This window comes from Singulisphaera photorubra (assembly GCF_045290345.1).
Classification (GTDB): domain Bacteria; phylum Planctomycetota; class Planctomycetia; order Isosphaerales; family Isosphaeraceae; genus Singulisphaera.
In genome coordinates this window covers 4,040,963-4,055,669 of record NZ_CP155447.1, presented here as the reverse complement: position 1 = coordinate 4,055,669, position 14,707 = coordinate 4,040,963, and the positions used below count along the sequence as shown (strand labels likewise).

Here is a 14,707-nt window from a genome sequence, read left to right as displayed (position 1 = left end):
CATGGGTCGGGATCCGACTTCAAGGCTCAAAATTCATCCCGGACCGAAAATTGCCTCATGATCTCGGCGTTCTCCCGAGGCCTGCAACAACTGCGAACGGCACCCGGCCTCGATTTCTCCGAGAAGTCTCTCGAGCTTGATGATGTCGATCTTCAAATCATCTCGCTTCGGGTGAATCGAACGAATGGATTCGCACCTGAGGCAGCCGTACCGGAAGTTCAAGCTCGCCGCCAGGGTGAAGAAGCTCGGGTTGACGTACGAGCCATAGAGCTCAACCACGCGTAACTCGCGTGAGAAGGTCATGTTGGCGAGGCCGGCGCCGTGGGGCGCGACGACGCACCTGGCCTTCGCGAAAAGCCGGACTTGCTCGGTGAATGAGAGGTCTTCGAGCACCCGACTCACAAACCCGAACCGAGAGAGAAGGCCCATCACCTCGTCTTCGTTGACCACTCTTCGCCCGGGTGCTTTGCGACGGGAGATCAGGACCCGCCTGGGCCCGTCCTCACTGGCGGGCGGGAGCTTGGAGAGGATCGAGTCGCGCGTCCAACGGAGCGCCTCGGGAGAGACCAGGCTGATCGCTCGTCCGGGTTCACAGAGCCTGCGCGGAAACGAGGGAACGAGTAGCAAACCGACCCGTGCAGCCCGCCCATTCCAAACGATCAAGTCGTCGGGTGTGAATCCCAGCAATTGCAGAGATTCCCACTGCCAAGGGGTCGGTTTCGCGTCGATGATGATCTTGAGACGGCGGCCGGTACACTCCCTAAAGTGCTCCACGGCCCGCAGGCGGGGGAGGAATTCCACCAACCACTCGAAGTAACTCTGGCTCCACGGCCCCACCATCGAACAGGCTTCGTCGACCCTGGGAAACCAAGACGGGGGGAGCGCGGACAGGCAGACCGAGCGAGTTGTGACCGGTGCGCCGCGAACCGCATAGTTCTCCGGGATGATCGACTCGCCCACGATCGCGTTCTCAGCCGTATAAGCGAGCGCGGTCGGACCGAGCAGTCGCGCGTCAGCTATCAGCGCATACCAGGGTCTGCTGAGATTCCAGGTCCCGACCCGCTTGACAAAGGAGCCCGGGAGCTCACCCGAATCAGGCGGCCGCGGGACGGTGATTGTCTCGCCGCAACCGTATTCGACGACGCCATAGCGTTCCGGAGTGGCATGAAGTGCGGAGTTTGCGAGGTAAGGCGACTTGAACGCCCGCGACAAAGGCGGAACGAGAACGTGTCGGATTCGTCCCCGAATCACCCGCCCAGCCGCGCGGGCCGCCTGGGTGAGAAGCGCCCGGTCCGCGAATCGTAAAAGACTAAGAAGTCGAGTCATGTGACTCTGACTCCGTTGAACCTTGATTCTCCATCCGACTCTCCGAGAGGGCCGAATGATCGGCCGCCGGCAGTTGGCCACCGCGGCTTGCGAGCCCTCGATTGGGCCGCTGGGCCGAATCGGTCAGGATGGCATTCCACTTTGGAAGGACGGCAGACCAATCGAGGGTTTCCGCCTTGGCACGAGCCTGATGGGAGAGCCGAGCCGCGAGTCCCGGTTCGGTCAAAAGGCGGCGGAGCGCAGCGGCCATGGAATGCGGATCGCGTGCAGGGACCAGGAGCGCATCGCGGCCGTCGTCGAGCAAGTACGGAATTCCCCCGACGTTCGTACTGATGATGCAGAGACCGCAGGCCAAGGCCTCGACGACGCTGACCGGCGTGTTATCGACGTCCGTGGTATTGAGAAAGACGTCGTACTGGTCGAGAAGTGCGGGGATATCGGACTTAGGGAGCCCGCCGGGGTAGTTGATGCGGTGGCTCACCCCAAGTTCCCTGGCCGACCACTGAGTCCGTTCGAGACTGCCGTCCCCCTTATCCGGCCCGATCATCGTGAGCTGAACGAGCGGGTAATCGGACTCGAGGAGCTTGACGATCTTCGGTGCTAACTCGGGATTGTACATCGAGTGAAACGCCCGAAGCCAAACCAGACGAGGCGAAGGCTGAGGCCTCGGCCGGAAGCGATAGGCGTGGAGATCGATGCAGTTCGGCAACACCAAGATATCATCACGGTAGGATGACATCTCGGAGCAGAGGTAACCCGAGGGGGTCGTGACCGCTGCGGCCGCCCCGAGCAGCCGTTGCACGCGACCTGGCCACTGCCGGGCGAACGCGGGCAGGTTGCCGCCGTGCAGCGTCAAGACAAAGGGCTTGCCTGCGCGTCGCAACGCGATGCACACGGCTTCGGCCCAGACGAAGGCCGCACCACTGTAAACATCAACGTGAGCGACCGAATACTCACGCCGCCTCATCCAGGTTGTTCTTAGCATGTCAATAAGCCGGCCTAACCGACCGCGCCGGGTCGAGGTGGTGATCGCCGACCAGCCGGTGGCGGGGAGCAATGAAACGAGATCCTCGATCGGCCCCCGCGTCCCGGGAACTCCCGAGAAGAAATTCCCGACAAAAAGCGCGCGCTGTGTCATGATCGATCACGCTCCGCGGTGAAAGTCGCAAAGGTCAGGCCGATCAGGGCAAACGGTGACACGAGCCGGGCGGCGTTCGTCACCAGGAACAGATGTCCCCACGCGACGACGGGCAACAGCAAGCCCACGGCGTGGCCGGTACGGGCCTGGCAAAGGTTGCGGATCCCCATGATCAGAAGGATCACGAGCGAGACGAGGCCGAAGAGGCCGTGTTCGGCGAGCAACCGCGCGTACTCCGAATGGGTGGCAAGCGCACCACCGTGGCCCAGTTTGAAGTGCGCGTGCCGCGACTGTCCGGGGCCCACGCCGAGGATCGGGTGATTCAACCAGACCTGCAAGTCGGCGGCGAAGAGCTGGTCGCGCCCGGTCGAGTCAGCATCAGCAAACCGCTTCACAAGGGCCCCATTGGTCGAGGCATCCAGCTGTGGCACGATCAGAAGATACCCCGCAGCCAGAACGGCCATACATACCGACGTGATCCTCAGCATTCGCACCAGATTGCCGCACGTACAGAGAACGGCAAGCGCCGTCCCGATGCCGGCGAAATAGAGGCCCGAGCGGGAGAAGGTCAAGGCACTATGGACGGCGAAGAGCACAGCCACGAGGAACATGAGCATCCGCCGGCGGGCCCCGAGCCTCGGCTCGATGACATGGAGGATGCAGAGCAGACAACCCAAGCCGAGAACCGAGGAGACCTGATTGGGGCCGAAACCGCCACTCGTGATCTTGAGAGACTCATGACCGAACCGCAAGTTCGCCGCCGTCAGGGTCGTATACAGCGCGATGGCCGCGATTCCCGCCACCGGACCGACGAGCACTTTGAACAGACATAAAAGCTCCGACCGACGAATCTCGAGGCGCGAGAAAAACCAGGCGACGACCATCAGTGAGAAAGGACCGGACAGGTTGAAACTCAGGTCTCGTCGGATCCGGCCCAGATCCGACATCGTGATGACGAACAGGATCGAGGGAATCAACAGGGCGAAGTATACAAATGGAAGAACCGGCGATCGCCACCGACTGGAGCGGGCGATCGAAACGAGGAGGATGGCCGATGTGACATACTTCCCAGCCTCCCAGGGAATCCTTGCCCCGGTCATCCGCCAAAGCACTTCCGCCCCCGCGGTGTAGCAGCAGGCGAACGCCGCGACCTCGACTCGCCTCGAGGCCGCGAGGCTCAAAGCCACCCCGAAGAACACGAGGAAATAGAGGGTTGAGAGGAGGGCAGACCCTCGAATCAACAAGGCCAAGAGGACATGAAAGAGGACATAAGCTCCGAAATGGGTCTCGACGTATCGATACCACGGGTTCTCAAACTTCGAATCCGCTCGTGCTCTCATGGCGTTTGCCATCCAAAGCCGGGACGCCCGGCAATCGAACCGTAGAACGACCGGAGTTGCCTGGGGAGCCCCTCCATGGAATGGTTGGCAACCACGAAGTCTCGGGCGCTTGCGCCCAGTTGATTTCGGAGCCGCGCACTCTCGACGAGTGCGGATAAGTTCTCGAGCATCCCCCGCTCATCGTCGGGAGCTGCGAGCAGACCGGTCAGGCCGTGCTGGATCAGGTCCGCGACCCCACCAACCTTGGTTGCCATCACGGGCAGTCCCGACGCCATGGCTTCAAGAACCACATTCGGCGTGCCCTCCCAGTCGGACGTCAAAACCAGCACGTCAGCCGTCCGATAAAAGGAGGCCATCTCCGCCGTCGGGGGCTGAAATTGCAAGGTCCCAGGCGTCAGCCCAAAGGCGTTCGCCTGGGCCTCGAGTTCCGAACCGAGCGAGCCGCCCCCCACAATCCGAGCCACGAACCGCGACGTGGTCCGACTCCGCAGTTGGGCGAGCAAGCCGAGCAGGCGGTCGAAACGCTTTTGCCGCTCCAATCGCCCCACCGCGAGGATTCTCACCGCGCGCTGGCCGACGTTACTGTCGCGACCGACCGTCGGGGGAGAGAATTGTTCGGTGTCCACCACATTCGAGAGAAGACGGATCCGGCCAGAGGGAACTCCGAGTTCGATCGCGTTTTGGATCCCCGCGCTGGAGTTCGCGGCGATCCACTGCGGAGTCCGGAGGCTGAGACGACCAAGAATCCTCCCATTCGCCCGGACTTCACTGAGTGCATCATTGCGGATCGCCCCGACGCTAAGGGCTCCCAGCGCTCGGGCAGCCGCCTCAGCATAAAGATTCGTATAAAAATGATGGCTCTGAATCAGATCCGGTGAGTCCTCGGCCAGGGTCGCAATGATCCGATAGAGCCTGGCGGCTTTCCACTCGGAGGCCCCGGCCCAGGCCACCGGCACGCCCAGCGCGCGGATCCGCCGCTCCCAATACTCTCCACGAGTCAGGCAGAGCAAGCGCACCGCGACGCCTGACTCGCGTAACGCTCCGAGTATGTAATAAAGCTGGCGCTCGGCCCCGCCCTGCCCGAGCGTCCCCGCGATAAAGGCGATTCGTAACCCGGCGAGCTCAATCATGGGCTCGAAGCGGTCCCCACCGCTCCCGAAGTAAGTCGCCGATCGTGTCCCGCCACCGCTCGAGTGAGTACCGGCTTGCCGTCTGAACGGCCCGTCGCGACAGATCTCGATAGCTTTCCGCATGAGAGAGGCAGGTCTTCACAGCCGAAGCGACGGCGGCGGGCGTCGCCTCCTCGATCAACACGCCCCCCCCCTGCTCGATCAGCCGAGGAAGAACGGAGACGCGTGTCGTCACCACGGGAACGCCACAGGCCAAGGCCTCCAGGACGACTTTGGGGAAGCCTTCCGAAGCGGACGTCGGGTAACAGAACAGATCGGCCCCTCGGAATAGGTCCGTGACCCGATCGTGGTCGACCTTGCCGTGAAAGGTCACGCACCCGTTCAGGCCCAGCGAACGAGCCTGCTCCCGGAGGCCGACCAGGGCCCCGCCATCACCGACCACGTCGAGCGTGGCTCTCGGGAAGTCGTTCAAGATCAAGGGGAGGCTTTCGAGGACAACTCCCGTCCCCTTCTCGCGCTCCTGGCGACAGGCGATGATCAGTCGTGCCCGGCCATCTTCTGGGGGCTCGTGGACGACACCACAGCCGACGAGTTCAGACTCACGCAGACTCGTGGAAAAAATCCACTGAATCTCATGATTGCTCGCTGAGGGAGGCAAGTCCGCCCCGCCGGTTGCCAGCATCAGGTTCCGTCGATCCGCGAAGGACTCGATGAACCATCTCCAGAACAGTTCGGCAACCGTCTTCCGCCGGGACCAGTCGCCGCAATGCCTCACGAACAGCCGCTTTCCTCCGACGGCCGCGAGCACCATGCCAACGGTCCCGACGTCCCCTGGAATCGGAGTGTGGATCGCGTCGGCCAAGCCAAAGCTCTTGAGGATGGTCCGGCCGTTGCCCAGAGCCCAGAAGGGAAACCCGAGCTTACGCATGATCCCCCTGCCGAGCATCGGGGAAAGTGGGACGACCGAGAGGTGATGCCCCACCAACGGGGCGCCACCGACCCGATCCTCCGGGGGCGAACAGGGAACGACCAGGCAGGTCGACTCGAAAAGCTCCGAGAGGGCGGCCATCTGAAAGGGGAAACCGCCGTCGGTGGCAAACCCGGACGGCGAGCAAGCGCTCGGCCAGCACGGCTTGTGCGAGTAGACGACCAGTCGCAAGGCCTTAGCCCTTTATTTAAGGGGATGACCACTGTTTCAGGTCTTTCATGAGTTTGCCGTAGGTGTTCGGGACGTCATAGCGTCCCTCGACCTGGGAGCGAGCCCTGTGGCTCTGTTCGGCGGCGAAGTCGTCATCGTTCAGAAGCCGGAGAACCTGGCGGGCAAGGTCATTGTCGGCCTCACCCACCAGGATGCCCTGGCCGTTTTCCAACTCCATGCCGCTGACCGCATCAAGCGTCGTGACCACCGGAACCCCGAGCGCCATGACCTCGACAAGGCGGCTGCGAAAACCGTAAGGCCCCGACCACGGACAGACCACGGCGGTCATCGTCCGGAGGACCTGCTGGACGTCTTCAACGAAGCCGGTCACTCTGACTCGCGGGTCTTCGGACCGCTTGAGTAAGGTTTCTTGAGGGTTGCTGCCCACCAGCCAGAACGTCGTCTCAGGAGCGCGATCCCAGACTTCGGGCATGATCCGATCGAGGCACCTCAAGGCCGCTTGCTGATTGTGCGGGCTCCCGAGGCCGCCGTAGTAGGCGACCCGCGCCGGGCGCTGCGGGCTCCAGGAGTACGGCCACGCCCCCAGGTCAATCCCCATCGGTGCATAGAACATATCAGCGCAGCCGTTGACGACCGACGAGGCATATTTCAGTTCCTCCTGGTTGATCGCGATCACTCCGTCGAACATCCTCCAGGCTCGCTCCTCCCCCGTCCTGTATCTGGCGACGGACCACCGCTTCCAGGGTCCCGGCAGGTCGCGACGGTCATTCAGCTTTTGCGCGTGGGATACCCAGAGCACGTTATGCATATCAAGCACGAATTTGGGGATTAGGTCTCTCAACGATTCGACGCATCGGTAGGCGTGCCAGTACTCGAAAAGGAGGCAATCCAACTGGCGATCCGCGATGAGCGTTCGAACGACGCTCGGGTCGAATTGGAGCCCCCCGAGATAATAGTTGGAGCGTCGCAAACCGGTGGCGGCGCAGTAGACCAACGACTTGGCGGCGGCCGATAACCTGGCAGCCCGGCCGACGTCCTCAATCGACGGCAAGACGAGCAACTCATCACAGAGCCCGTCGAGATGCTTCCGGGCCTCGGGCAGCTCTTGATCGCGCACCGGGGCGATCAAGGTCACATGAAACTCTTCCCTCGCGGCCTTGAGTGTGTAATAGACGCGCTGCTGTTGGCCGGCGTTCCGGGGGTAGGGCATAACGTGCGTCAAGACACCCAGACGAGGCTTGCTCTCCATGGCTCGCGCTCCCAAATTGTCAGACGCCGATCGTCGCGCTGTCGTTCGGGCTGACAGGCACCTCCTCGAACCGGCCGGTGCGTCCGCGCCCGGCCAGAGCGAGGAGCCGATCGGCGACCCGCCGACCGGAGTTGCCGTCCAGCGAAGTCCCGAACATGCTCCGAAGAAATGATTTTCGCGCCTCGCGACCATCCCATGGTCGCGTCAAACCTTGATGGAGCATCGCCCTCATGTCGTCGACCGACCGTGCCACCATCGTAGCTCCGCTTTGGGCGACGGGGCGAAAATGGTCGAAGTCGATGTGCCGCGCAAACCGCAAAATAAAGGGCAGATGACTGCCGGGGGGATCGAAACCGAGATTGATGATCGGCTTGTCGTGAATCATCAGCTCAAGCGAAACCGTTGATGCGGCATTAATGCCAAGGCATGTGTGCCTCAACAGGCTCGTGTAGAGCGCTAGGTCTTCGTACTGTGGGGTGTACCACTTCTCCTCCCAGAGGACGGGGGGAAAGACCACGTCGGGGTGCCTGCGGTCGGCGAGCGCCCTCATCTCCGGACTTGTCCCCTTGACATAGGTCCTCACCACAAGTTGGGGTCTGACCTCCGGTTCGATTTCTTGCAGCAGTCCGATGACCGATTCGACGTGCCGATACTCCTCGGGAAAGTGCTTGTCGACCCCCGTGGTATAGAGGATGAAGGGGCGTTTGGGATCGATCCCGATCCGCCGGCACAACTCCTCCCGGCTCAGGTGGTACTCGTCCTTGAAGTGAAAGTCGAACTGGGGTGTCCCGGTGACGAAGACGTGATCGGGTTGGACCCCTCGATAGAGCCGGAGAAGGTCATCACGCATCCGGTCGGTCCAGACCATGAAATCGTCGTAGGGAACGAAGATCCGGCTCCGCGACGTGAGGTTATCCCACGAGAAGATGAAGCCCGCGGTGGGGATCCCCATACGGTGCGCCGACTTGAGGGGGAGTTCGCCCGCCGGACCGTGGACGTGTGAGCAGTTGAAGACCAGATCCGGCTTCAACTCCGCCCAGAGCGCCTCGAAGTGGCCGGTCGGCCTCAGCGTCCAGTTGACGTACCGCTCCAGGCCGGTCAGAAACTCCAGCCCGCGACGGAACGCGAACCCGCACGAGACCCCCTCCAGGACGGCCCGCTTGAGGCGCGCGGCCCCCCCCTTCGCCTCCTCCCTGCGAATCTCCCAGCGGTTCTTCGCCACCTCGCTCCAGAGCCAGCGATCGTGCGCGGTATCGGTGATCATGCGAAGATACGAGACCACGCGATGCTCGGGATGGTATCGGAGCGGAATGAGCTCATCGCAAGATGATCGGAAGTGATCCGTGAACTTCGCGTCGTCGATCACCGAAAGCAAGGTGACCCGCGCCTTTGCGGCCAGGGAACCGAGAGTGTCGGAATAGAGGAACGTTCGCACCGACTCCCCGCGCGGCACGACGAGCACGACGTGGGGCCTTTCGACCTCAGTATCAATCATCGGTTTATCTTCGAATCGGGTGAGTACGAAGAGGGGTCGAGCCGCTCAGTTCTTCCGCCGCAATTTCTGCAACACCGGCAGCTCGCTGTCATAGACGCGTTTCTGCCCGTCCCCCAGCGCCTGCTCGATAGTCCTGATGTCACGGACCAGGCGGCCCAGGCCGCTGGGTTCGACCGAGGCGGCCTGGTCGCTCCCCCACATGGCCCGGTCGAGCGTGGCGTGCCGCTCGATGAAACAGGCCCCCAGGACGACCGCCGCATAAGTTGTTTGCAGACCGACCTCGTGGCCCGAGTAGCCGACGGGGCAGTCGAACTCGTCGCGCAGCGTCAGAATCATCCGCAAGTTGAGCTCTTCCGGCCGACAGGGGTACGTGCTGGTGCAGTGGGCGATCAGCAGGTTTTTCCTCCCCACCACCTCGACGGCCGTCCGGATCTGTTCCATCGTCGACATCCCCGTCGAGAGGATCAACGGCTTACCGGTCTCCCGCATCCGGCGGATCAGATCGTCGTCGGTCAGAGCCGCCGAAGGGATTTTGTAGCAAGGGGGGTCGTAGCGCTCCAGGAAGTCAACTGAGGGCTCATCCCAGGGCGAAGCAAACCAGATGAGTTGTCGGTCCCGGCAGTACCGGTCGATTTCGTCATACTCCTCGCTCGCGAACTCGATTCTCCGGCGATAGTTCATGTAGGTCATCGGACCCCAGGGCGTTTCGCGAATCAGGTCCCGCTGCGCGGGGGGAACGCAAAGCTCCGGCGTCCGCTTCTGAAACTTCACGGCATCACAACCAGCGAGCTTGGCTGCGTCGATAATCCGCTTGGCTGTCTCCAGCTCACCGTTGTGGTTAATCCCGATCTCGGCGACGACAAACGCTGGCTGGCCCTCACCGACGTAGCGTCCGCCGATTTCAAGCTGTCGTGCCATTGGATGCGCCTCCCTCATTCCTGTCGGTCCAGACTCCGTTGCGGAGTCGGTTTCCGGTCGATCCCGTCGCACTCACCGCCTCCCTCAGAAGGTGATCCGCCACTTCGCGAACGGCCCCCCGCCCCCCTGGTCTTGCGGTAACCCAATCCGCGGCAGCCAGCACTTCGGGGACGGCGTCCGCCACGGCGATTGGCAGTCCCACCCAGCGCAGACAGTCGAGGTCGTTGACATCATTGCCGACGTAGGCGATCTGATTCGGCCCCAACTCGCGGCTCCAGGCCATCTCCCGGAGCGCGGTGAGCTTGTCCTCGCACCCATCGATACATTCGATACCAAGCTTGCGACAGCGGGCGGCCGCCACCGGGACGATCTCGGTGGTCAAAACAACGATCTCCATGCCGGCGTCCTTCAGGCGAGCGATTCCCCAGCCGTCGCCCCGGTCACACCAGACCGCCTCGTTTCCGTTGCAGTCCACCAGCACGCGGTTGTCGGTCATCACCCCATCGAAATCGAGAACGAGCATGCGAACCGACCCGGAACCGGCGGGAAGAATCGAACAAGGGACTCGAACCGCGAGAAGCCGTTCGAAGAGCGGCATATCGGAGGGCTCATCGACTTGCAGCGAGTCGAGCGGGTCCATCAGGTAGGTTGCAATCTTCCCGCCCAGGCGATTCCCGGACGCTCGGAGCACTTGGGGCTTGAAGATATAAATCGAACCATTCTCCACGAGCTCCTCTGGAGCGTCCTGCCTCCGCCGCCGGTTCCGGTAGTCGTAACTGAACGACGAGAGCCGGCCGGCCTCCCGGCGCCAGATAAAGCCGTGGACCGGGCCAGCCGAGAAGAGCGAGTCGGCCTCTTCGGCCATGAACGTTGTGATGGCCGATTGGATATCGTCCGGCCGCCGCAACGGCGAAGTCGCCTGCAAGAAGACCACGAGACCTGGATCGTAGCCCTCCACCCTCCGAAGTTGATCGAGCGCGTGGAGCAATGCCGACTCCGACGAGGCCTCGTCCCCGCTCAGCTCCGGCGGACGCTTAATCACCTCCGCCCCCCAGTCTTCCGCGACCGCTCCGATCTCGCCGTCATCGGTCGAGACGACGATCCGCGTGATATCGGGCGTCCGCCGTGCGTGTTCAATGGTGTAGGCCAGCAATGGCTTCCCAGCGATGGGACGAATATTTTTCCGGGGAATGCCCTTCGATCCCCCACGGGCGGGGATGATGGCGAGAATCTCATCGGGGTGTTTCATAAGTGATCGGACCGACTACCGTTGATGGCAAGCAACGGAGAAAGGCCGTGCTCCCTTTTTGGAATACCGTGAAGTTCTCACAATTCATTCTTCAGCCAACGTCGATTTCCGAATCCGCCTGCTCTCTACACCGACGAACCAGCCTGACTCGCCGTGAGGCGGGTTGATGCGACTCGATCCGAGCCCTTGCGCTTTCTGAGATTCTGTCGCCAACGATCCGTGCCGGCTCGTTTGGCCAAGTTCAGTCGGCGCCCACGGTGGAAGCCAACGCGGAAGGCATTGATGCCACGTCCGACGAACCGCCCGTCCCTTGAATGAAATTCAGGACCGCCGCCGCCATGCGCTCTCCAGAGCTCCCGTCCAACCGCCCGCAGACGTACTCCACGATCCAACGCCGCTGCGCGCGGTGCAGCTCCGGATGTTGCAAATAGCCTTTCACGGCTTCCACCATCTCGTCAGGCTCGTTGACGAGCCAGACTCCGCCCGACTCGGCCACGGGCTTGAAGTGGGTCCAACGGTGGTTCGCATCCTTCACCAGCGCCTGATTCGGGCGTCCTGGCTCGGGGTCGTAGTTCAAGTTCACAACGGGGCGATCGAAGATTGCGGCATCGATCACGACGGTGGAGGAGAGGTTAACCACAACATCAGCATGCCGAAATGTATTCACCCATTCAGTGATCTGGAATTCGTCTTGAGAACGTTCCGTGAGAGCGGCTCCGGCCGCGCCGGTCCGTTGGACAATCACCTGGGGACTGATCCCGCGAAGCGCCTCGGCCTCATTGCCATTGTCGAACACCGGGTGGGGGCGGATCAGGAGCTGTGCGTTTCCGAGGTCGCCACGAGCCACTCGTTCGGCCAGGTAGGCCGCGCCGTGGTGTTCTCGCAAGAAATTCGGGGAGCCGAGTGCGTAGACGATCAGGGGCCGTTGGGGTTCGAGCCCCTGGGATGCGCAAAACTCTTCGCGCGATCGCTGGAATCTCCGCTGGAAGAAGGCGTCGAACTGCGGAGCGCCGACGACGTACGAGGGGACTCGGGCGGAGTCCGGGTAAAAGTGGAGGAGTTCGCGCCTCATCTGCTCCGACCAGAGGAGGTAACCGTCATACTTGAGGACCATCCGCGCCTTGGTCGAGAGATTGTCCCACGAGGTGATCAGCGCCAGGGTCGGGATCCGCAAGTTCTTCGCCACTGCAACGATCGCGGGCTCGTCGTACCGGAAGGGGCCAGTGGTCACAAGGGCCGCAGGCTGGAGTGTCTTCAATCGGCTCAGGGCTTCGGGACTTCGTGGATAGGCGAGCATGAGCCGCTCCAGCCAGTCCTCGAGCGGTCGCTCCAGCCTCAGCCTGGCCAGTACCCTGGCCGGTAGCTCGAGGGCCCGAACATGACGGGCCCGGGTCCGCTTCCGCACGTGGCGCATCATGCTGAGCCGGCTGGGGGGACGCTGGCGGAAGTCCCAGACGTACTCGTTGAACCTGCGCAGGTAGTTGTGCGGGAACTCTCGGAACGGACGGACCGCCGGAAACGGCTCGACGATCGCCGAAGCCGAGTCCCAGAGATCTCGAAACCGCTCCTCCCGAGCGGTGGTGGCCCAAACCGTGGCGCATGTTCCTTGGCTCAATTCGTCCAGGAACCGGGTGAAGAGGAGCATCCGGTCGGTGAGCAATGACGAGCTCAGCACCACAACCCCCGGCGCGGCGGTCCTGACTGAGCGGCCCTCGGTCTTGGATGACATGAAGGTCATAACGCCGTTCACCTCCACAGCCCCGTGGAAAAGAGGGCCCGGACTGTTCACGACCTGCAAATCGTGCTGGCACGTGCATGTTTACCGATTGCAGGTCTGCAGTGTCCATTGTGCCGGTGGAGCATCCGCGGTCTTCGGAAGATCGTTCGTGTCAAGCCTGGGTAAGGTCAAAGGATCATCGTGACTGAGATCCGCCAGGTCGACTCGAGTGGTCAATCCCACCGTGCAGTTTCGCAGTCTCAGCACCGAGAGCAGAGATTCGTCGTAGGCCCCGTAGGGATAGCACATCATCCAGCCGTCGTTCTTTCCGTTGATCCGCCTCAGGAACTCCAAGGAGGTGTCGATCTCCTGTTCCTGCTCGATCCGACCGAGACGATTTAGCCAGACATGGGCGTAGCCGTGACTTCCGAGATGCATCCCGTGACGATGGAGACAGAGGATTTGATCTTCGTTCATGTACAACTCCCGCGCGAAGGAGGCTTCGTCGGAGCTGACGTACTGTCGGAACAAGGCATCGATCATCAGCCGCCGGAGCTCCTCAGGCAGTTCGCGCTGAAGGAGTCGCTTGATGAAAACCACCTCTCGGGAATCAAAACGCTTGGCCATAGCGCACCGTTCCCAGTAATCCTGCTTGTCCTCGGCTCGGAATCGTGGTCCGTATTCATCCAGAAGGCCAAAGACTCGTTGAACGAGTTCCGACGTGTTGGGAACGGAGGCAAGCACAAAATGGATCTTGTTCACATCCAGCACGACGTCTTCAACAACACATCGAGCCGGCGGGAAGAAGCAACCGCTAATCCCTTCGCGATCCAGGATGGGGAACACTTCGGTGTAGTGGTCGAGATAACCGTCATCGAACGTCAAGAGCAGCGCATTCGGGGGGAGTTCCTGTCCGGAGGCCACCGCGCCGATGAGATCGGCTCCGCTCACGATGGTGTAATGCCGCTTAAAGTAACCGATCTGTTCCTTGAACCGCTCCGTCGAGAGCCCCTTGATCGCAGGGAAGCGTGATCGCCTCAGATTACGAACATAGTGATACATCACAATCGTAAGAGGAGCCACCGATCACTCCTTCCGCGCATGCAGCATGAAGGTTGAGGCGTAGGGAACGAGCGAAATTCCGTCGAGTGCGAACTCCTGAAGGCGATTCGCAATGGCCACATGAACTTCGGGCTGTTGTTGCTTGAAGGCGGGAGGTACGCCATGGATGTGGACCGGGTAGATCTGCTCCACGCAAAGGCCACTGGCGATCACCAACTTCATCAGTTGCACGGGGGTGTATTGAAACCGGGTCGAGACGCCGACCCCTGTATAGGGATGGGTGGTCTCCGTGTCCTGGAGTCTGACCGTATCAGACTCGGCGAGTTCGTCGAGGGATGCCCCCCCTGCAAGGGCCACCGCCTCTCGGAGCAGCAGGTCAGCCGCCCCCGCGGTGAGTTCTTCGAGCGTGAATGCATTGATCGAGACCATGTTGAAGAGCCGATTCCGCGAGCCCAGGACGAGAGAACCTCCTGGTTTCAAGGCGCGTTGGGCCAGATCGAGGAACTGCTCGAGCTGCGCTGGGGTGATGTATTCGATAAACCCGTTGGCGGAAATCAGATCGTACCGCTTCGTGGTGAGGTCGAAGTCGAAGATCGAGCCGCAATGGAAGTCGGCTTGCACAAGCCGGTTCTGTTCGGCCTGTTGCCGACCGAGACGGATCATCTCGTCGGCAAAGTCGATCCCCGTCGCAGAGATCCCGAGTCGTGCAATCGCGCAGACCAGGTCGCCGGTCCCGCTGCCGACATCCAGGGCCGATCGTGTCTCGACCCGGCTCTTGATCACATGAAGAACAAATCCGTTCCGCTGCTGGATCACGTTGACCCTGAGCAGATCCTGCGCGTTTGCCTTCTTCCGCCAATCCTCGGCGTGCTCTCGAAAATACCCGAGTGTCTCGCTTTGCTGTCCTATTCCCATCGGAGGATT

General features: G+C 61.9%; 12 protein-coding genes. All 12 read right to left on the bottom strand.

The annotated features are described in order from the left end of the window. Positions 1-33: 33 nt before the first annotated feature. The gene (locus tag V5E97_RS15410) at positions 34-1,326 is read right to left on the bottom strand and encodes a glycosyltransferase family 61 protein (protein ID WP_406700193.1); all 1,293 of its coding nucleotides are present in this window, start codon (positions 1,324-1,326) and stop codon (positions 34-36) included. Next, positions 1,310-2,464, bottom strand: a complete 1,155-nt coding sequence (locus tag V5E97_RS15405) for a glycosyltransferase family 4 protein (protein WP_406700192.1) — start codon at positions 2,462-2,464, stop codon at positions 1,310-1,312. Before V5E97_RS15405 ends, V5E97_RS15410 begins: the two co-directional genes overlap by 17 nt. Beyond that, on the bottom strand, positions 2,461-3,804 hold the full coding sequence (locus V5E97_RS15400; RefSeq protein ID WP_406700191.1) for an O-antigen ligase family protein: 1,344 nt from the start codon (positions 3,802-3,804) through the stop codon (positions 2,461-2,463). Before V5E97_RS15400 ends, V5E97_RS15405 begins: the two co-directional genes overlap by 4 nt. After that, complete coding sequence (locus V5E97_RS15395; RefSeq protein WP_406700190.1) at positions 3,801-4,934, bottom strand: glycosyltransferase family 4 protein; 1,134 nt, start codon at positions 4,932-4,934, stop codon at positions 3,801-3,803. The genes V5E97_RS15400 and V5E97_RS15395 overlap by 4 nt, the downstream gene beginning before the upstream one ends. After that, a complete protein-coding gene (locus tag V5E97_RS15390; protein ID WP_406700189.1) occupies positions 4,927-6,093 on the bottom strand; it encodes a glycosyltransferase family 4 protein in 1,167 nt (388 codons plus the stop codon). The genes V5E97_RS15395 and V5E97_RS15390 overlap by 8 nt, the downstream gene beginning before the upstream one ends. A 16-nt stretch (positions 6,094-6,109) precedes the next feature. Next, positions 6,110-7,342 (bottom strand): glycosyltransferase family 4 protein, encoded by a 1,233-nt coding sequence (locus tag V5E97_RS15385; RefSeq protein ID WP_406700188.1) that lies wholly within the window; start codon positions 7,340-7,342, stop codon positions 6,110-6,112. Positions 7,343-7,361: 19 nt separating this feature from the next. After that, the gene (locus V5E97_RS15380; protein WP_406700187.1) at positions 7,362-8,837 is read right to left on the bottom strand and encodes a hypothetical protein; all 1,476 of its coding nucleotides are present in this window, start codon (positions 8,835-8,837) and stop codon (positions 7,362-7,364) included. A gap of 45 nt (positions 8,838-8,882) precedes the next feature. Next, positions 8,883-9,755 (bottom strand): N-acetylneuraminate synthase family protein, encoded by an 873-nt coding sequence (locus V5E97_RS15375; protein ID WP_406700186.1) that lies wholly within the window; start codon positions 9,753-9,755, stop codon positions 8,883-8,885. Further along, the gene (locus V5E97_RS15370) at positions 9,739-11,004 is read right to left on the bottom strand and encodes a cytidylyltransferase domain-containing protein (RefSeq protein ID WP_406700185.1); all 1,266 of its coding nucleotides are present in this window, start codon (positions 11,002-11,004) and stop codon (positions 9,739-9,741) included. The genes V5E97_RS15375 and V5E97_RS15370 overlap by 17 nt, the downstream gene beginning before the upstream one ends. A gap of 241 nt (positions 11,005-11,245) precedes the next feature. After that, on the bottom strand, positions 11,246-12,742 hold the full coding sequence (locus tag V5E97_RS15365; protein ID WP_406700184.1) for a hypothetical protein: 1,497 nt from the start codon (positions 12,740-12,742) through the stop codon (positions 11,246-11,248). A gap of 81 nt (positions 12,743-12,823) precedes the next feature. After that, on the bottom strand, positions 12,824-13,804 hold the full coding sequence (locus V5E97_RS15360) for a polysaccharide deacetylase family protein (protein ID WP_406700183.1): 981 nt from the start codon (positions 13,802-13,804) through the stop codon (positions 12,824-12,826). Between the two features lie 3 nt (positions 13,805-13,807). Continuing rightward, entirely contained in the window at positions 13,808-14,698 is an 891-nt protein-coding gene (locus tag V5E97_RS15355; RefSeq protein WP_406700182.1) for a class I SAM-dependent methyltransferase, read from the bottom strand. Positions 14,699-14,707: the final 9 nt, after the last annotated feature.